Origin of the sequence: Aeromonas sp. R7-5, from assembly GCF_040908015.1 — a bacterium.
Lineage (GTDB): Bacteria > Pseudomonadota > Gammaproteobacteria > Enterobacterales > Aeromonadaceae > Aeromonas > Aeromonas caviae.
Genome location: NZ_JBFOCZ010000033.1, coordinates 421,792 through 438,316, shown reverse-complemented (window position 1 = coordinate 438,316; position 16,525 = coordinate 421,792). Strand labels below are relative to the sequence as shown.

Sequence of the window (16,525 nt, the reverse complement as noted above, 5' to 3'; positions counted from 1 at the left end):
GGGGAAGGTTGCACCAATGCAGACTAGCCCCTATCATGGCGCGGATTTGTCCGTTTCAGAACCCCTCTTCGACGGGGCCGGTTCACTCTTTCTTTGGCCAAGGTTAATCTCATGCTCAAGTCCCCACTGTTGCCCCGTTTCGGGGATCTGGTCGTTGCCATCGTTGACGATGTGCTGGGTCAGGGTCTTACCCTCGACCGCTCCTATGCACGTCACTTCTCCGGCATCGAACTCAAACCGCAAGAACAGGCAAGGATTGCCCTGGTCACCGGCGATCTGCTGCGCCGCCTCAGCCTCTACTGCTTCCTCACCGGCATCCAGGTCCGTCAGGCGGAGAAGAATGTCTGGCCGCTGCTGCACAGCTGGCACGCCTTTCACAAGATAGATCAGCCCAACCACCCGACCCTGGATCGCTTCAACGAGGAGGCGTTCCGCCGCCGCCTGACCGAGGCCAAGAAGAACCCGGTGCTGATGGACGGCTGCCCTGCCTGGCTGGAAAAGCTCGGCAGCGAGCAACTGGGCGACGCCTGGCCGGCCGAGCGTGCCGCCCTGGCCTGGATGCCCAAGCGTTACCTGCGGGTCAACACCCTCAAGTGCACCCGGGACGAGCTGCAAGCCATGCTGGCCAAAGAGCATGTCACCACAGTGCCCGTCGACGGAGTGGAGACCGCCTTGCAAGTGACCTCGGACGCCGCCCTGTTCCGTACCCAGGCCTTTGCCGACGGCTGCTTCGAGCAGCAGGATGCCGGCTCCCAGCTGGTGGCCGCGGCCCTCGACGTCAAGCCCGGCATGCGGGTCATCGACGCCTGTGCCGGTGCCGGCGGCAAGACCCTGCACCTGGCCGCCATGATGCAGGGCAAGGGCCGTCTGCTGGCCATGGACGTGGAAGAGTGGAAACTGGAGAACCTCAAGCAGCGCGCCCGCCGCGCCGGTGCCCACAACGTGGAGACCCGGGTCATCACCAGCAGCAAGACCGTCAAGCGCCTTAAAGAAAGCGCCGATCGCGTGCTGCTGGACGTCCCCTGCTCCGGCCTTGGCGTGCTCAAGCGCAACCCGGATGCCAAGTGGCGCGACACCGCCGAGCGCCTGCCGGTGCTGGTCGCCCTGCAAGAGGAGATCCTGCAGCGTTACAGCCAGATGGTGAAGGTGGGCGGCCTGCTGGTCTACGCCACCTGCTCCATCCTGCCCGAGGAGAACCGCCAGCAGGTGGACAAGTTCCTCGCCGCCAACGAGCACTTCCGCCTGATCGGCGATCACAACGTCAGCCCGGCCGAGACCGGCTTCGACGGCTTCTACATGGCGCGCCTCGAGCGCATCGCCTGATGTCTGTCGTGGGCACAAAGAAAAGGGGAGCCAGTGGCTCCCCTTTTTGCATGGTATGGATGCGGCCTTATTCGGCGGCAGCGTCATCCTGCTTGTGCTTGGCGGCAGTTTCCTTGATCAGGGTCTGCAGCTCGCCGGCCTGGAACATCTCGATCATGATGTCGCAACCACCGACCAGCTCACCCTCGACCCACAGTTGCGGGAAGGTGGGCCAGTTGGCGAATTTCGGCAGCTCGGCGCGGATGTCCGGGTTCTGCAGGATGTCGACATAGGCGAAAGGCTCGCCGCAGGACATCAGGGCCTGGGAGGCCTGGGCAGAGAAACCGCAGCTGGGCAGCTTGGGGGATCCCTTCATGTAGAGGATGATGGGATTCTCAGCCAACTGCTGTTTGATCTTTTCAATAGTTTCCATAAATGCCTCACTGGAGCGATTTCGGCGGCCATTCTACTGCAATCCGGGCAGACCACAAACTGGCAAACCGTTGCGAATGAAAGAAGTCATGCATCAATACGCCGCAGCTTGATCCGGATCATGGCAAGAATCAAGGGTTGTTCGCCCATCTTTGATACTGCTACAATCGTCGGGCTTTGGGCCGTCTGGCCCCCTCATTTCAAGAACAATTCTTTTCAAGATAGAAAAGAGTACGCAATGTCTTGCAACCGTCGCCTTCGCACGGACCAGCCAATGGAGAGTAGAAAATGGCTTTCGAACTTCCCGCTCTGCCCTATGCAATCAATGCTCTGGAACCGCACATCTCCCAGGAAACTCTGGAATACCACCATGGCAAGCACCACAACACCTACGTGGTCAACCTGAACAACCTGGTGCCGGGTACCGAGTTTGAAGGCAAGTCTCTGGAAGAGATCATCAAGACCTCCACTGGTGGCGTCTTCAACAACGCTGCCCAGATCTGGAACCACACCTTCTACTGGCACTGCCTCTCCCCGAACGGCGGTGGCGAGCCCACTGGCGCCCTGGCCGATGCCATCACCAAGGCCTTCGGCTCCTTCGCCGAGTTCAAGGATGCGTTCACCAAGTCTGCCATCGGCAATTTCGGCTCCAGCTGGACCTGGCTGGTGAAAAAGGCTGACGGCTCCCTGGCCATCGTCAACACCTCCAACGCCGGTTGCCCGCTGACCGAAGCCGGTACCACCCCGCTGCTGACCGTCGACCTGTGGGAACACGCCTACTACATCGATTTCCGCAACCTGCGTCCGAAGTACATGGAAACCTTCTGGGCCCTGGTCAACTGGGAATTCGTGGCCAAGAACCTGGCTGCCTGATAAGCCTTTCTTGCCAAAACGCCCCGCACTTGCGGGGCGTTTTTTTATGGTCGAATACCTGCCATCGACAACAAAGGCGCCCGCAGGCGCCTTGTGGAAGATGACCGTGCTTACTGGTCTATCTCGTCCATGTAATCGTCGAGGTTGCCATCATCCGCCGCCTCTGGCTTCTGCTCCTGGAGCTCGGGTTTGCGGCCCGTCACCTTGCCATCGTTGTACTGCAAGTAGAAGTCCTTGGTCAGGGCGTAAGGATCAAGCGCGTTGTCGATGATACGCTCCTGATCGATCAGCTTGGAGCGGGTACCGAGGCCATCCAGCGCCCAGTGCACCACCTTCAGCGGGAAGGTCAGCAGGGCATAGGGGAAGTAGATGGTATCGATGGTATCCCCCACCAGTTGCCGGGTGGTGGTGGGACCGTAGACCGGCACCATCAGATAGGCGCCATCCCCGATGTCGGCCTTGCCGAGCACGGTGTCCATCTCCAGCGTGTTGCGAGCCAGGCCCGCATGCTTGGCCACGTCGAACAGACCGAGCAGGCCCACAGTGGTGTTGAGGGTGAAGCGGCCCAGGTTGGTACCGGCCCCTTTCAGATCACCCACCAGCAGGTGGTTTACCATGCTGCTCGGCTCGTCGAAGTTGTCCACGAAATTCTCGATGCTGTCCCTCACCCCTTGCGGAACATAGCGGGCATAGCCGTGTACCACGGGGCGCGCCACATAGGGCTCCAGCACGTCATAGTTGACGGCCCACATGGCACGGTTGGGCCCCTGGAAGGGGTCGCGAGGATCGCTGGCCGTGCTGGATGCCCCGGGGCGGCTCGGGGTCTCGCCGAGATCCAGGCTCTCCGGGCCCGGCTTGGGAGGGCCGCCCGCACAGCCCGCGAGCAGCAATGCCACCGCCAATGCTCCTGAACGCAGATACATATGAAAGTCCTAAGATTTTTTTGGGTATTGATATGAATTATACAGGGGGCCCACCCCAAGGAGTGGGCCAAAAGCGTATTAGAGGGCGTGATCGATGCGGATGTCAATCGGCGCTGTGGGGATGGTGCTGGTCGGCACGGTGACCGAAACCCCTTCAAAGGCGCCTTCCTTGTTCATGACGTTGCCACCTCGGGAGAGGCGCGCCTTGAACTGCAGCTCGGCATGGGCCGCCAGCTTGCTCCCCTCCATCATGGCATCCCCGTCCCCCAGGGAGAGGGTGAGCGGGAGATGCGGGCCAGCAATGCGCTTGACCGCGATGGGCATGGGCGGACCGTTGGGGATCACCGCAAAGACGAACAGATGGGCATCTTCCGGCATCTTGATGCCCGGCGCCAGGGTGATGTGCAGGGGGAACTCCCCCTCTTTCACCGCCAGCACCTCGGCTTGTGCCTGGCCTTCGGCAGACGGGGTGGTCACGGCGATGCCACGCTGGCCAAGCTGCTGCCTGGCGTACTCCATGGAGCGCTCCACCATGGTGTAGCGGGCCGAGCCCGGCTCCAGCAGCGGCAACATCCCCTGCCAGCGGTCGAGGGCGGTCTGGAAATCCTCTTTTTGCAGGGCCATGAAGGCGTGGACGGAGCGGGCCTCGATGTTGGCCGGGTCCTCGGCAATGACCGCCTGCAACAGCTGATCCGCACGGGCTTCCTCCCCCGTCATCATCAGGGCCTGGGCATAGGGCACCGCCACCATGGCCTTCTGGGGCGCGAGGGCGTAGGCACGCTCCAGCGCCTCGCGGGCCATCTCGGGATCATTGCCATCCAGGGTCAGGCGCCCCAGCAGCAGCCAGCCACGGTAGTCGTTCGGTTCTTCTTTCAGCCGGGTTCGCAGGGCCAGGGTGAAGTCCAGCAGATCCTGCTCGGTCACCCGGGCATCACGCTCCACCAGGATGCGATTGCTGAGCTCCCCCAACCGGCTGCTGGCATCCTGCCAGCGGCTCACTTCCTGCCAGGCGCCGAGCTTGGCGTAGAGGCCGATGCTCACCACCGCCAGCACCAGCACACCGGGGATCCAGATCAGGCTCTTGCCGCCACGGGCGGTCTGCTCCACGTCGGGAATGTCGTCCAGGAGGCTGCGCTGCAGCTCCACCAGGGATTCCGGCTCCTCCGCCAGTATCCCCTGCTCCCGCTCCTCCCCTATCTCCAGCAGGCGCTGGCGATAGAGCTGCTTGTTGAGGGCCGAGCGACTGATGCTCTGCCTGCCCTCGCCGCGCCACAGCGGCACGATCAGCGCCAGGCTCGCCAGCACCAGCAGGGCCGCACCCAGTATCCAGAATGGGGTCATGGTTTCTCTTCCTCTTTGAGCAGGGCGGACAGCCTGGCCTGCTCTTCTGCACTCAGGGTGCCTTCAGGCTGTTGCAAGGGAGCAGGGGCATGGCGGCGGCTTCGCACCACCACGGTGACGACGCCAATCACGATGACCAGCAAGGGGCCAAGCCAGAGGATCAGGGTCGAGGCCATCAGGGGGGGATCATAGAGAATGAAGTTGCCGTAGCGGGCCACCATGTAGTCCACCACTTCCTGCTTCTCCTTGCCCTCGCGCACCATCTGGTAGGTCTTGTCCCGCAGATCCTTGGCAAGCCCGGCGTTGGAGTCCGCGATGTCCTGGTTCTGGCACTTGGGGCAGCGCAGCTCCTTAGTCAGCTCGCGAAAGGTCTGCTCCTGGGCATCGCTCTCGAAAGTGTAGACATCGATGGCGGCGCGGGCCTGTCCGGCGCAGACGAGACCGGCCAGCAGCAACAGGGATGCAATCAGTGTTTTCATCGGGGAGGCCTCACTTCATGGCATCGAAGATGGGTTTGAGGGTACTGGCCCAGACGTCTGGGTTGATGTCCCCCACGTGGCGATAACGGATGATGCCCTGGCTGTCGATGAAGAAGGTCTCGGGCGCGCCATAGACACCGAGATCCAGCCCCAGCATGCCGTCCGGATCGTAGAGGTTGACCTGGTAGGGATTGCCAAGCTCCGCCAGCCACTTGATGGCCTTGTCACGCTCGTCCTTGTAGTTCATGCCGACGATGTAGATCCCCTGCCCCGCCAGCTCCTTGAGGTAGGTGTGTTCCCCGTAACAGGTCGGGCACCAGGTGGCCCAGACGTTGAGCAGCATGGGGCGCCCTTTGAGGATGCTCCTGTCATGCTGCTTGCCCAGGTCATAGATGTCCTGCAGGGTGAACACGGGCACCTCCTTGTCCACCATCACGGATTCGAGCTTGGTGGGATCGGAGCCAAGTCCCTTAAGAAGAAACCCAAGCATTAATAAAAACAAAATAAAGGGGATTAAAAACAACCAGGTCTTTTTGTTCATGCCTTGGCCTCCTCGTCACGACGTCCGAAGCGGTAGCGCTTGTCCAGCATGGCCAGCACGCCGCCGAGGGCCATGAAGACGCCGCCGAACCAGATCCAGCGCACGAAGGGCTTGTAGTAGATCCGTACCGCCCAGGCGCCGTTGTCGAGCTGCTCGCCGAGCGCCGCATAGAGATCCCGGGTAACCCCCGCATCGATGGCCGCCTCGGTCATCGGCATGCGGCTCACGGTGTACATCCGCTTCTCGGGCTTGAGCAGGGCTACCTGCTTGCCATCCCGGTGCACTTCCAGCACGCCCTTGAAACCGTCGTAGTTGGGGCCGTTCTTCTCCTTGATCCCGGTGAAGACGAACTCGTAATCGGCGAACTGGACGCGATCACCGGCCTGCATCCGCAGGTCCTTCTCGATGCTGTAGTTCTGGGTGCAGGCGATGCCGATGATGCTGACCGCGAGCCCCACGTGCCCCAGGATCATGGCCCAGTGGCTGTTGCCAAGCTTGCGCACGCCGGTGGCAAAACCGTGTTTGTGGGTGGCCCGCGCCCAGGTCTCCTGCACGCTGGTGACGATGATCCAGACGCCAAGCCCGATACCGAGCGCAGCCCAGGGTTTGAACGCCTCGGCAAAGAGTTTGGGCAACAGCAGAGCCGCGGCCAGGCTCAGCGCCAGGGCGAGCATCACCTTGACCTTGAGCTCACCGAGATCCTGGCGGCGCCAGCGGAACAGGGGGCCCACCCCCATTAGCAGGGCGAAGGGGATGATGAGCCAGCTGTAGATGTGGTTGAAGAAGGGGGTGCCGATGGAGATGCTGCCAAGCCCCAGCTCCTTGTGCACCAGGGGCAACAGGGTGCCGAGCAGCACGGTGAGCAGGCCCGCCACCAGCAGGATGTTATTGCCAAGGAGCAGGGTCTCGCGGCTCCACAGCTCATGCTTGCCGTGGCTCTTCACCTGGGAGCCCTTGAAGGCGAACAGCAATAGGGAGCTGCCTATCACCGCCAGCAGGAAGCCCAGGATGAACAGACCCCGGGTCGGGTCCGAGGCAAACGCATGGACCGACACCAGCACGCCGGAACGCACCAGGAAGGTGCCGAGCAGGCTCAGGGAGAAGGCCGAGAGCGCCAGCAGCACGGTCCAGGCCTTGAAGGTGGCGCGCTTCTCGCTCACCGCGAGGGAGTGGAGCAGGGCCGTGCCCGCCAGCCAGGGCATGAAGGAGGCGTTTTCCACCGGGTCCCAAAACCACCAGCCACCCCAGCCGAGTTCGTAATAGGCCCACCAGGAGCCGAGCACGATGCCTAGCGTCAGGAAGACCCAGGCCGCCATGGTCCAGGGACGGGACCAGCGCGCCCAGGTGGCGTCCAGACGCCCCGTCATCAGGGAGGCGATGGCGAAGGCGAAGGCCACCGAGAAGCCCACGTAGCCCATGTAGAGCATGGGGGGGTGGAAGATGAGACCGGGATCCTGCAGCAGCGGATTGAGATCCCGCCCGTCCACCGGGAAATACGGCAGGGTGCGGGTGAAAGGATCCGAGGTGAACAGCACGAAGGCGGTGAAGCCCACCGAGATAAGGCCGAGCACCCCGAGTACCCGCGCCACCGCATCGAGCGGCAGGCGGCGACTGAAGAGGGCCACCGCCGCCGTCCAGCCCCCCAGGGTCAGCACCCAGAGCAGCAGCGAGCCTTCATGGGCTCCCCACACCGCCGAGATGCGGTATTGCAGGGGCAGCAGGCTGTTGGAGTTGGTGGCCACGTACTGCACGGTGAAGTCGTTGTCGATAAAGGCCCAGGTGAGGCAGAGAAACGACAGCAGCAGCAGCAGGAACTGGCTGTAGGCGAGCGGGCGGGCCGCCGACATCATGCCAAGACGACCGAGATGGGCCCCGATCAGCGGGTAACTGCCCAGCAGCAGGGCGGTGGCGAAGGCCAGGATCAGTGAGAACTGCCCTAATTCCGGGATCATTGACTATTCCCTCTCGATTGCACGGAGAAACCTGCCGATTTGGCGGTATAAAGAAGTGAATTCTTGGCGCATACCGGCATCATTGCTTGGCTCCCTGCAACTGCGCCTCTGTGTATTCGGGCTTGAAGTGCATGCCGTTGGTGGCGTCGGCCACTTCCGGCGGCATGTAGTTCTCGTCGTGCTTGGCCAGCACCTCGAAGGCGGCGACCGTGGTGGCATCCTTGAGGGTGCCCTGGGCGACGATCCCCTGCCCTTCCCGGAAGAGATCCGGCAGAATGCCGTCAAACTCCACCGTCACCAGATGGCCGCCGTTGTCCACCAGCTTGAAGGCTACCTTGAGGCTCTGGGGATCCCGCACCACAGACCCCGGCACCACCAGGCCACCGATGCGCAGGCGCTGCCCCTCCTCGGGCCTGATCTTCTCCGGCCCCTTCCCTTCCACCAGCTCGCTCGGGGTGTAGAAGAGGTCGATGTTCTGGCTCAGGGCATAGAGCACCAGGCCAGTCACGCTGGCAAGGCCCAGGCTGATGGCCAGGATGATGGTGAGGCGTTTCTTGCGGCGCGGGTTCATAGGGTGTTCTCCATCTGCTGGGCTGCCTTGCGGCGTGCCTCCCGAGCCTGCTTGTTGCGCAGTTCGCCGAGCAGGCTGCGGGTCTTCAACCGGGTGGAAATGACGATGCCGACCAGGCAGAGCAGGGTCAGACCGAAGGAGAGCCAGACGTAGAAGGCATAGCCTCCCATGGCCATGAAATCACTGAACGAGGCAAAGTGCATGCTTACTTCTCCTGCCTGGCGATGTCGGCGACCCAGGGGCGGTGCCACTCCCGCATCAGCAGCTCATTGCGAAAACGCATCAGGGTCAGGGCACCGAGAAACGCGGCGAACGCCAGGATCATGATGAGCAGCGGCCACAGCATCTCGGGGGAGATGGAGGGTTTGTCAAACTTGGTGATGGTGGCCCCCTGGTGCAGGGTGTTCCACCACTCCACCGAGTAGTGGATGATGGGCAGGTTGATCACCCCGACCAGCGCCAGGATGCCGGCGGCGCGGCCCGCCACCACCTTGTCGCTGAAGGCGTTGTAGAGGGCGATGACACCCAGATAGAGGAACAGCAGGATGAGCTCGGAGGTGAGCCGGGCATCCCACACCCACCAGGTGCCCCACATGGGTTTGCCCCAGGCGGCGCCGGTAAAGAGGGCAATGAAGGTGAAGACGGCCCCCACCGGGGCGATGGCCGCCACCGTCATGTCTGCCATGCGCAGCTGCCACACCAGGCCAATGAAGGCGGCTACCGCCATGGTGGAGTAGGCGCCCATGGAGAGGATGGCGGAGGGCACATGGATATAGATGATCCTGAAAGAGTCGCCCTGCTGGTAATCGGCGGGAGCGAAAGCCAGCCCCCAGACGGTGCCGATGATGAAGGCAAGCAGGCTTGTCACGGCAAACCAGGGCAGCAGGGTGCCGGCCAGCCCATAGGCGCGCTCGGGTTTGGCATAAGGGTGCAACCATTTCCACATAGCTCACGAAACCTTTCAGTTATTAATTTTTAAGTGGCGAGGGCTACCATACCCATGGGGGAAAAACATCATATCCCCCGAAAGCAATAAGCAGCCATCCCCTTGATCTATCTCAACTATCTCGCCCCTAACAAGGCTTCAAACGAAAATCTTTTCACCAAATCAATCAGTTGACACTCACCCGCAACGCCGCCGAGATGGCCAGGGGCGTCAGGGTCAATGCCCCCACCAGCATGGCCCCCAGGATGGCGAGCTGACCGGCATAGGGCAGTCCCATGCTGGCCGCGTCGATGGCGGACGTGGCGAAGATAAGCACCGGAATATAGAGCGGCAGCAGCAACAGGCTGAGCAGCACGCCCCCCTTGCGCAGCCCTGCGGTCAACGCTACTCCGACCGCCCCAAGCAGGCTCAGCACCGGCGTACCGAGCGCCAGGGTGGCCACCACGGCCAGATAGGTCTTCAGCTCCAGGGAGAGCAGGATGGCGAGCAAGGGGGAGACCAGCAACAGCGGCAGACCGGTCAGCAACCAGTGAGCGATCACTTTGGCCAGGGCCAGCAACCCCAAGGGATGGGGCATCAGCATCATCTGCTCCAGGGCGCCGTCACTGAAGTCGTCACGAAACAGCCGCTCCAGGGAGAGCATGGCCGCCAGCAGGGCCGCCACCCAGATGATGCCGGGAGCGATGCGGGCCAGCAACTGGGGCTCGGGCCCGATCCCTAACGGAAACAGGGTGATGACGATGAGGAAGAACCAGAGCGGGTTGAAGATGTCGGCGCGCTGGCGCAGGGCCATCAGCAACTCGCGGTGAATAAGGTGTATGACGGCGCGCAGCATGGGCTACTCCTGCAACAGCGAGGTCAGAGAGAGGGTCTTGAGCCGTCCCTGCATCAGGGTCAGATCCTGGTGGGTCGTAAGGACCACCATGCCCCCCCTGTCCGCGTGGGCGAGGAACAACTGCTCCAGCACCCTGACCCCCTGCTTGTCGATGGCGGTGAAGGGCTCGTCCAGGATCCAGAGCGCCGGTCGCTCGCTCAGCCACAGCCTGGCCAGCGCCACCCGTCGCTGCTGCCCGGCGGAGAGCTGTCCCGCGGGATAGTCTTCGAAACCGGCGAGGCCGACCTGGGCCAGCACCCGCCAGAGATCCACGCCGTCCCCGGCAGGGCCATGAAGCTTCTGGTAGAAGGAGAGATTCTCAAGGGGGGTCAGGGTCGCCTTGACGCCGGGCTGATGGCCCAGGTAAAGCAGGCTGGCGTGGTATTCATCCCGGCAATGGCGGATATTCTCCCCATTCCAGCACACCTCGCCAGCAAAGGGCTGGGAGAGGCCGGTGAGCAGGCGCAACAGGCTGGTCTTGCCCACCCCGTTGGGACCCTCAATCTGCATCAAATCCCCGGCACGCACCGCGAAGGAGAGATGTTCAAACAGGGTGCGATCTTCACGCACGCAGCTCAGATTGTTCGCTTGAAGCAGCATGGGGATGTAATCGTTGAAAATGAGGCGGCCTGCATCTTAACACAGGATCCGGAGGCGTCTTTTCAAAGATGCCAATAATCAACAGGATTTGTGGGGAAGATCGCGCCCCCACCAAAGAGATTGATGCCAAAGGATTATCCACCGTCCCGGCATCGAGGAAGAGGTGGCCACGGGTCGAACAGAAAGCGGGGAGGCACCGGCCTCCCCGCGACACATCCGTCAGCTGCGTCCCTTTCGCAGGGAAATAAGCAGCTCCGCTTCCGCCTGGGGCAACTCGCACTCGCTCATCACCTCGTCCAGATCGGCACCAAGCTCCACCATCTTGGCGGCGCGGCTGTAGAGGCGGCGCTCCGGATCCTGCAACGTCAGCTCCTGCTGGCTGTCGTGGATCTTCTGCATGGCCCCTTCTGCGGCTTGCAGACGCTGACCCATGCCGATGGCACCCGTGTGCAGCTCCATCATCTGCTTGCGCAGACTCTCGAGCTGCCCCTGCAGCGCTTCCACCCTGGCCTCGGACTCTCGCTGGCGACGACGGTGCCCCAGGATCCCGTAAAGGGCCAGCACCAATGCGAGCAAGGACAACCCCAAGGCTGCAAATTCAATCATCAAACCATCACCTTACCGTCACAGGGAGGCGGACAGGTGCCATCGCCCCCGTCCGCACGTTCCCGTCCCTGTTACAGGGAACCAATGTCTTCCCACTCTTCGTCGGAGAGCAGCTTGTTGAGATCCACCAGGATCAGCAGTTGGCCGTCACGGTTGCTGACGCCCTGGATGAACTTGGCGCTCTCCTCGGTGCCCACCGCCGGGGCGGCATCGATCTCGGAGGAACGCAGATAGACCACCTCGGCCACGCTGTCCACCATGATGCCGATCACCTGCTTCTCCGCCTCGATGATGACGATGCGGGAGTTCTCGCTCACGTCCCCGGCCGGCAGGCCGAAACGGGAGCGGGTATCGATGACGGTCACCACGTTGCCACGCAGGTTGATGATACCCAGCACGTAGTCAGGTGCACCCGGGACCGGAGCGATCTCGGTGTAGCGCAACACTTCCTGAACCTGCATCACGTTGATGCCATAGGTCTCGTTTTCCAACTGGAAGGTCACCCACTGCAGCACTTCGTCTTCGGCCAGATTCTGTGCAATATTGCGCTTCTCTGTCATCTTCTTGATCCTTGTATGAACCCGTCAACGGGTAAAATTAGCAATAAAACCATGGCGATGCCGACGTTGTCAGCGGCCTTCGATGTTCACGCCCCGGCCAAGCAGCAGCAAGAGCTCCCTGACGTGCAGCAGGGCACACATCTTCTCCTTGACCATGCCGGCCAACCAGGGGCGCTTGCCCTCCTGATGGCGCCACTTCACCTGGTCCCGGTGCAGCAGTTCTGTGCCCTTCAACTGGTGACAGGCCAATCCCCAGGGTGATTCTCCCAGCATAATCAGATATTTGTAATCGTCCATCTCCAGATGCTGGCCCGGCATGACCCACTGGGCCGTGTCCACCACGTTCATCTTCTGCTCGCGGGAGGTCATGATCCCCTTGTACCAGCCTGGTTGGCCGAAGAGAGAGGTCACCTCCCCCAGTTGATGGATGCCCCCCAACTCGGTCAGAGGCACCGCAAACGTCACCCCAGCCACGTCGAAGAAGAGCGCCTGAAACTCGTTGCCGGTATCCAGGTTCTCCCAGGTCGACGGTGCGGGCGCCGCCTCAAGGGCGGGCGCGGGTTCCGCCACCGCGAGGGCGACGGGCTCGACCTCCTCCACCACGGCTTCCACCACCGGCTCTGCCAGGGCGACCAGAGGCTCACTGTCAACCACCTCCGCCTCGAGCTGGAATGGCTCGACATGCACCTCTTCGTGGCTCAGGGCATCCATCTCGAACTGGACCTGTCCCACCTGGGCAAGCAGCTCGCTCAGCTGGGCCAGCCGGGTATCGGCTTCAAGATAGGGGGTGGCAGCCACCTCCGGCACGGCGACGGTCTGACGTTGCAACGCAGGGGCCGGTGCTTCGTCTTCGGGATCTTCCCGCAGCAGGGCATCGTCCAGCAGCAGGGAGTGGAAATAGTCGTCCATGGCCCGAACCTGGGTGGTCTCTCTCACGGCATCACCTCCTGGGTCCGTTGACGCTCCAGCGCGTCGAGATGGTTGAGCAGGGTCTCATAGGCATAGGTGCCCCGGCTGCCCGGTGCATAGATGGAGGGAGGAATGTGCACCAGACTGGCATCCCTGAATTTGGTGTCGATGGGAATGACCGCATTCCACACCGCCTCCCCATACTGCTCCTTGATGGACTGCAATGTCATCAGGGAAGCGCGGGTACGCTTGTCAAACATGGTCGGAATGATGGTGTAGCGGAACTTCTCCCGCTTGGAGCGCTGCATGATCTCGAAGGTCTTCATCATCCGCTCCAGCCCCTTGAGGGCCAGGAATTCGGTCTGTACCGGCACCAGGATGCGATCGCAGGCCGCCAGCGCGTTCACCATCATGACCCCCAGTACCGGCGGGCAGTCGATGAGCACGTAGTCGAACTGATCCTGCACCCGCAGCAGAGCGCGCTTGAGCACCAGCCCCATCCCTTCCCGGTTGCCCATCACCCGATCCAGCGTGGCCAGGGTAATCGAGGCGGGCAGCAGGCTGATGTTCTCGAATCGGGTCTTGAGGGTCATCCGGTTGACCAGCTCGGCGCTGGGTTTGGCCGCCTGGAACAACTCGTACAGGGTGCCTTCCAGCCTGTCCGAGTCGAAATCGAGATAGGAGGTCAGGGAGGCGTGGGGGTCGGTGTCGATCAGCAGTACCCGCTGGCCACGCTGGGCCAGAATGCCCGCCAGGGAGACGACCGTGGTGGTTTTACCGACTCCACCTTTCTGATTGGCAACCGTCCAAACAATCACTGTATCAATCCTGCCTTGTTGTTATGCGTATGCCCCCACCGGGCAGCGCGATCACCCTGATCTTTTCACTGTCGACACTCTGCGGTGCGTCCTGCACCGGTGCCACCGTCAGCAGTTTGACGGGGGCTGGCGGCACCCAGGCGAACCTGGATATGGCGACCACCACCTTGCGATTCTGTAATCGTCCCTGCTCGGTGCCATTGTCGACGAAGGGGGAGAACTCTCCGTACGCCTCGTAGGCGAGCCGACCGGGAGCCACCCCCTTGCCCACCAGGGCATTGAGCACTGCCTCGGCACGGGCCGCTGACAATGTCCAGTTGGAGCGGAAAATTTCGTTGTTTATCGGTTGGTTATCCGTGTACCCCCGCACCCTGACATAGTTATCGACCGGTTTGAGAATACCTGAAAGCGTATCAAGCACGGGTGCGGCATTGTTCCCCAGAAAAGCGCTGCCACTGTTGAACAGGAGACCTGAACTCAGCTCCACCGTCAGCCAGTTGTCATCCTGCGCAAGCTTCACCACCCCCGCATCGACCAGGGCGCCCATGGACTCCTGGATCTGCATGTCGATCTGCGCAAGAGCCGTGCCATCTTGCGAGACGGGCGTACCCGTGATGGGGGCCCGCGAAGGGGACGCAGAGGCCTGGCTCTCCAGCAGGCTGGGGGCGGCCGAGACCGGGTTGTCCAGCAAGGAATTGCCCCGCCCTTCCAGCAGGCCGTCGCTGCGCGGCACCTGGTTGAAGGCCTGGGTCATGCCCTCGATGACGGCGCGGTACTCCTCCTTGTTGACGATGGCAACGGAGTAGAGCACCACGAAAAGGGCGAAGATGAGCGTCATGTAATCGGCATAGGAGACCAGCCAGCGATCGAGATGCTCTCGCCCTTGCAGGTGCAAACGATAGCGCTTGCGCATGGCTACTCCCCTTTCAGATAAGCCCGTAACCGCCTTTCAACCTGCGGGCCGTTCTCCCCGTGGGCGATGGCCAGAAGCCCCTCCAGGGTCATCTCCTGATAGAGGCCGTAATGGTAGTGGAAGGCGCGCAGCCGATTCGCAATCGGCAGATAGAGCAAGTTGGCAAAGCCCACCCCGTAGATGGTGGCGACGAAGGCCACGGCAATGCCCGCCCCCAGGGTGCCTGGCTCCTCCAGATGAAACATGGCCTGGATGAGGCCAATCACGGCCCCGATGATGCCGATGGTGGGACTGTACCCCCCCATGGACTCGAACACCCTGGCCGAGTGCTCGTTGCGCTCCTGCTCGATGTCGATGTCCGCCTCCAGCAAGCTGCGGATATCCTCGATGGAGACGCCATCAACAATCATGGAAAGCCCCTGGCGGGTGAAGGGATCGGGCTCGGCCTCGGCCTGGTTTTCCAGCGCCAGCAAGCCTTGCTGGCGGGCGAACTGGGCCCACGCCTTCAGGCGCTCGGCCTGCTCCGCAAGATCCAGCTGCGGCGGAAACAGCATCCAGGTTGCCTGCCTCAGGGCACTGAGCAGGTACTTGCGGGGAGTCTGCAAGATCACCGCCCCCCAGGTTCCCCCGACGACGATGACAAAGGCCGGGCCATCCAGCAGGGTCAGCAGGCTCCCGCCATGCCACCACTGGGCGATGGCGACGGCCCCCAGCGCCAGCACCAGGCCGAGCATGCCCATGGTCAGCGACCCAACTCGACCAGAATGCGCTGGGCCACTCGATCCAGCGGCAGGGATTCGCTTGCTATGCCCGCCTTGGCAACAGCCTGGGGCATGCCATAGACCACGCAGGAGGCTTCATCCTGCGCCCAGATGGTCGCCCCCTGCTCCTTGAGCAGACGGGCACCGTCGCGGCCATCCGCGCCCATGCCAGTCAGTACGATGGCCAGCACCTTGTCGCCATAGGTCTTGGCGGCGGAGGCGAAGGTGATGTCCACACAGGGTTTGTAGTTGACCTTGTCATTGCCATCGATGATGCGAAGACGGGCACCGGGCCCGCGCCCTTCCAGCAGCATCTGCTTGCCACCTGGGGCAAGATAGGCCTGACCCGGCTTGAGCACATCGCCGTCCTGCGCCTCCTTGACGCCTATCTGGCACAGCCCGTTGAGGCGGGCGGCAAAGGCAGCGGTGAAGGTGGCCGGCATGTGCTGGATCAGCAGAATGGGATGAGGGAAATCTCCCGGCAGCTTGGTCAGCACGTTCTGCAGTGCCACCGGCCCGCCGGTGGAGGTACCGATGGCAACCAGCTGGTAACTCTTGCCACTGCGCTTGAACGCGGCGGGAGCCGCCGCTGCCCGCGCAGGCTCGGGCTGGCGTTCGGCCAAGGGACGATTCAGGGTCCCCGTGACGGCGGGCCGTACGGCAGGCTCGGGGGCACGGGGCCGGGTCGCCATCAGGAAGCGTTTGCGAGCGATCTCCTTGACCCGCTGCTGCAGCAGGTTCACGGCTTCGTCCTTGTCGCGGGCGATGTCTTCAAACTTCTTGGGCAGAAAATCGAGGGCGCCCGCATCCAGCGCATCCAGGGTTGCCTTGGCTCCCTCGTGAGTCAGGGAGGAGAACATCAGGATGGGGGTCGGACACTTGGCCATGATCTCGCGCACGGCGCTGATGCCGTCGAGCACCGGCATTTCAATGTCCATGGTAATGACATCGGGCCGCAACTGCTGCGCCTTGTCTACCGCCTCCCGCCCGTTCTGAGCCGTGTCGATCACCGTCATCAGGGGATCCTGATTGATGATTTCGCTGACCCGACGGCGGAAGAAACTCGAATCGTCGACCACTAATACCTTGACTGCCATTGTTATTCTTTTAACTCCTTGAGCCTG

At 62.4% G+C, this 16,525-nt stretch carries 20 protein-coding genes; 2 read left to right on the top strand and 18 right to left on the bottom strand.

All coding sequences use genetic code 11. The features are described 5' to 3' along the window. The first annotated feature begins 111 nt into the window (after positions 1-111). A complete protein-coding gene (locus AB5Y53_RS17460; protein WP_368182694.1) occupies positions 112-1,323 on the top strand; it encodes an RsmB/NOP family class I SAM-dependent RNA methyltransferase in 1,212 nt (403 codons plus the stop codon). A 67-nt stretch (positions 1,324-1,390) separates the two neighbouring features. Here AB5Y53_RS17460 and AB5Y53_RS17455 read toward each other — a convergent pair whose 3' ends face one another. Beyond that, entirely contained in the window at positions 1,391-1,735 is a 345-nt protein-coding gene (locus tag AB5Y53_RS17455; protein WP_010673955.1) for a Grx4 family monothiol glutaredoxin, read from the bottom strand. 287 nt (positions 1,736-2,022) lie between these two features. Between AB5Y53_RS17455 and sodB the strand changes: the two genes are divergently transcribed. Then, positions 2,023-2,607, top strand: a complete 585-nt coding sequence (gene sodB, locus AB5Y53_RS17450; RefSeq protein ID WP_010673954.1) for a superoxide dismutase [Fe] — start codon at positions 2,023-2,025, stop codon at positions 2,605-2,607. Positions 2,608-2,717: 110 nt separating this feature from the next. On the opposite strand, the gene AB5Y53_RS17445 is transcribed toward sodB, so the two are convergent. The 17 genes from AB5Y53_RS17445 to AB5Y53_RS17365 all read right to left on the bottom strand — a co-directional run bounded on the left by AB5Y53_RS17445 (position 2,718) and on the right by AB5Y53_RS17365 (position 16,498). Beyond that, positions 2,718-3,530 carry a VacJ family lipoprotein gene (locus AB5Y53_RS17445; RefSeq protein WP_029314176.1) on the bottom strand — a complete coding sequence of 271 codons (813 nt, stop codon included), beginning with the start codon at positions 3,528-3,530 and terminating at the stop codon, positions 2,718-2,720. 78 nt (positions 3,531-3,608) lie between these two features. Further along, on the bottom strand, positions 3,609-4,871 hold the full coding sequence (ccmI, locus tag AB5Y53_RS17440; protein ID WP_052815848.1) for a c-type cytochrome biogenesis protein CcmI: 1,263 nt from the start codon (positions 4,869-4,871) through the stop codon (positions 3,609-3,611). Further along, a complete protein-coding gene (locus tag AB5Y53_RS17435; protein ID WP_039039897.1) occupies positions 4,868-5,350 on the bottom strand; it encodes a cytochrome c-type biogenesis protein in 483 nt (160 codons plus the stop codon). The genes ccmI and AB5Y53_RS17435 overlap by 4 nt, the downstream gene beginning before the upstream one ends. A 10-nt stretch (positions 5,351-5,360) precedes the next feature. Then, positions 5,361-5,891 (bottom strand): DsbE family thiol:disulfide interchange protein, encoded by a 531-nt coding sequence (locus AB5Y53_RS17430; RefSeq protein WP_102948480.1) that lies wholly within the window; start codon positions 5,889-5,891, stop codon positions 5,361-5,363. Beyond that, positions 5,888-7,843 carry a heme lyase CcmF/NrfE family subunit gene (locus tag AB5Y53_RS17425; protein WP_368182693.1) on the bottom strand — a complete coding sequence of 652 codons (1,956 nt, stop codon included), beginning with the start codon at positions 7,841-7,843 and terminating at the stop codon, positions 5,888-5,890. Before AB5Y53_RS17425 ends, AB5Y53_RS17430 begins: the two co-directional genes overlap by 4 nt. Positions 7,844-7,922: 79 nt before the next feature. Beyond that, positions 7,923-8,414 carry a cytochrome c maturation protein CcmE gene (ccmE, locus tag AB5Y53_RS17420; RefSeq protein ID WP_039039900.1) on the bottom strand — a complete coding sequence of 164 codons (492 nt, stop codon included), beginning with the start codon at positions 8,412-8,414 and terminating at the stop codon, positions 7,923-7,925. Next, positions 8,411-8,617 (bottom strand): heme exporter protein CcmD, encoded by a 207-nt coding sequence (gene ccmD / locus AB5Y53_RS17415; RefSeq protein WP_039039901.1) that lies wholly within the window; start codon positions 8,615-8,617, stop codon positions 8,411-8,413. The genes ccmE and ccmD overlap by 4 nt, the downstream gene beginning before the upstream one ends. Before the next feature lie 2 nt (positions 8,618-8,619). Continuing rightward, positions 8,620-9,360 (bottom strand): heme ABC transporter permease, encoded by a 741-nt coding sequence (locus AB5Y53_RS17410; protein ID WP_010673946.1) that lies wholly within the window; start codon positions 9,358-9,360, stop codon positions 8,620-8,622. A 166-nt stretch (positions 9,361-9,526) separates the two neighbouring features. Then, positions 9,527-10,195: a heme exporter protein CcmB gene (gene ccmB, locus AB5Y53_RS17405; RefSeq protein ID WP_010673945.1), complete on the bottom strand. Its 669-nt coding sequence runs from the start codon at positions 10,193-10,195 to the stop codon at positions 9,527-9,529. Positions 10,196-10,198: 3 nt separating this feature from the next. Next, entirely contained in the window at positions 10,199-10,834 is a 636-nt protein-coding gene (ccmA, locus tag AB5Y53_RS17400; protein WP_039039903.1) for a cytochrome c biogenesis heme-transporting ATPase CcmA, read from the bottom strand. Positions 10,835-11,053: 219 nt separating this feature from the next. After that, positions 11,054-11,440 (bottom strand): DUF2802 domain-containing protein, encoded by a 387-nt coding sequence (locus AB5Y53_RS17395; protein ID WP_010673943.1) that lies wholly within the window; start codon positions 11,438-11,440, stop codon positions 11,054-11,056. 71 nt (positions 11,441-11,511) lie between these two features. Then, complete coding sequence (locus tag AB5Y53_RS17390; protein ID WP_010673942.1) at positions 11,512-12,000, bottom strand: chemotaxis protein CheW; 489 nt, start codon at positions 11,998-12,000, stop codon at positions 11,512-11,514. Between the two features lie 69 nt (positions 12,001-12,069). Continuing rightward, positions 12,070-12,936 (bottom strand): chemotaxis protein CheW, encoded by an 867-nt coding sequence (locus tag AB5Y53_RS17385; RefSeq protein WP_010673941.1) that lies wholly within the window; start codon positions 12,934-12,936, stop codon positions 12,070-12,072. After that, on the bottom strand, positions 12,933-13,727 hold the full coding sequence (locus AB5Y53_RS17380; RefSeq protein ID WP_010673940.1) for a ParA family protein: 795 nt from the start codon (positions 13,725-13,727) through the stop codon (positions 12,933-12,935). Before AB5Y53_RS17380 ends, AB5Y53_RS17385 begins: the two co-directional genes overlap by 4 nt. Positions 13,728-13,731: 4 nt before the next feature. Then, on the bottom strand, positions 13,732-14,640 hold the full coding sequence (locus tag AB5Y53_RS17375) for an OmpA family protein (RefSeq protein ID WP_368182690.1): 909 nt from the start codon (positions 14,638-14,640) through the stop codon (positions 13,732-13,734). 2 nt (positions 14,641-14,642) lie between these two features. Then, entirely contained in the window at positions 14,643-15,380 is a 738-nt protein-coding gene (locus AB5Y53_RS17370) for a flagellar motor protein (RefSeq protein WP_041212636.1), read from the bottom strand. A gap of 2 nt (positions 15,381-15,382) precedes the next feature. Then, positions 15,383-16,498 carry a chemotaxis response regulator protein-glutamate methylesterase gene (locus AB5Y53_RS17365; protein ID WP_041215583.1) on the bottom strand — a complete coding sequence of 372 codons (1,116 nt, stop codon included), beginning with the start codon at positions 16,496-16,498 and terminating at the stop codon, positions 15,383-15,385. Positions 16,499-16,525 lie beyond the last annotated feature (27 nt).

What these genes read in the sequence shown, in the direction of transcription:
- ccmE (WP_039039900.1), bottom strand. Translation starts at nt 8,414, where the DNA reads ATGAACCCGCGCCGCAAGAAACGCCTCACCATCATCCTGGCCATCAGC.
- AB5Y53_RS17395 (WP_010673943.1), bottom strand. Translation starts at nt 11,440, where the DNA reads ATGATTGAATTTGCAGCCTTGGGGTTGTCCTTGCTCGCATTGGTGCTG.
- AB5Y53_RS17370 (WP_041212636.1), bottom strand. Translation starts at nt 15,380, where the DNA reads ATGGGCATGCTCGGCCTGGTGCTGGCGCTGGGGGCCGTCGCCATCGCC.
- AB5Y53_RS17455 (WP_010673955.1), bottom strand. Translation starts at nt 1,735, where the DNA reads ATGGAAACTATTGAAAAGATCAAACAGCAGTTGGCTGAGAATCCCATC.
- AB5Y53_RS17375 (WP_368182690.1), bottom strand. Translation starts at nt 14,640, where the DNA reads ATGCGCAAGCGCTATCGTTTGCACCTGCAAGGGCGAGAGCATCTCGAT.
- AB5Y53_RS17445 (WP_029314176.1), bottom strand. Translation starts at nt 3,530, where the DNA reads ATGTATCTGCGTTCAGGAGCATTGGCGGTGGCATTGCTGCTCGCGGGC.
- AB5Y53_RS17435 (WP_039039897.1), bottom strand. Translation starts at nt 5,350, where the DNA reads ATGAAAACACTGATTGCATCCCTGTTGCTGCTGGCCGGTCTCGTCTGC.
- ccmD (WP_039039901.1), bottom strand. Translation starts at nt 8,617, where the DNA reads ATGCACTTTGCCTCGTTCAGTGATTTCATGGCCATGGGAGGCTATGCC.
- AB5Y53_RS17390 (WP_010673942.1), bottom strand. Translation starts at nt 12,000, where the DNA reads ATGACAGAGAAGCGCAATATTGCACAGAATCTGGCCGAAGACGAAGTG.
- AB5Y53_RS17430 (WP_102948480.1), bottom strand. Translation starts at nt 5,891, where the DNA reads ATGAACAAAAAGACCTGGTTGTTTTTAATCCCCTTTATTTTGTTTTTA.
- AB5Y53_RS17410 (WP_010673946.1), bottom strand. Translation starts at nt 9,360, where the DNA reads ATGTGGAAATGGTTGCACCCTTATGCCAAACCCGAGCGCGCCTATGGG.
- ccmI (WP_052815848.1), bottom strand. Translation starts at nt 4,871, where the DNA reads ATGACCCCATTCTGGATACTGGGTGCGGCCCTGCTGGTGCTGGCGAGC.
- ccmB (WP_010673945.1), bottom strand. Translation starts at nt 10,195, where the DNA reads ATGCTGCGCGCCGTCATACACCTTATTCACCGCGAGTTGCTGATGGCC.
- AB5Y53_RS17460 (WP_368182694.1), top strand. Translation starts at nt 112, where the DNA reads ATGCTCAAGTCCCCACTGTTGCCCCGTTTCGGGGATCTGGTCGTTGCC.
- AB5Y53_RS17365 (WP_041215583.1), bottom strand. Translation starts at nt 16,498, where the DNA reads ATGGCAGTCAAGGTATTAGTGGTCGACGATTCGAGTTTCTTCCGCCGT.
- ccmA (WP_039039903.1), bottom strand. Translation starts at nt 10,834, where the DNA reads ATGCTGCTTCAAGCGAACAATCTGAGCTGCGTGCGTGAAGATCGCACC.
- AB5Y53_RS17425 (WP_368182693.1), bottom strand. Translation starts at nt 7,843, where the DNA reads ATGATCCCGGAATTAGGGCAGTTCTCACTGATCCTGGCCTTCGCCACC.
- sodB (WP_010673954.1), top strand. Translation starts at nt 2,023, where the DNA reads ATGGCTTTCGAACTTCCCGCTCTGCCCTATGCAATCAATGCTCTGGAA.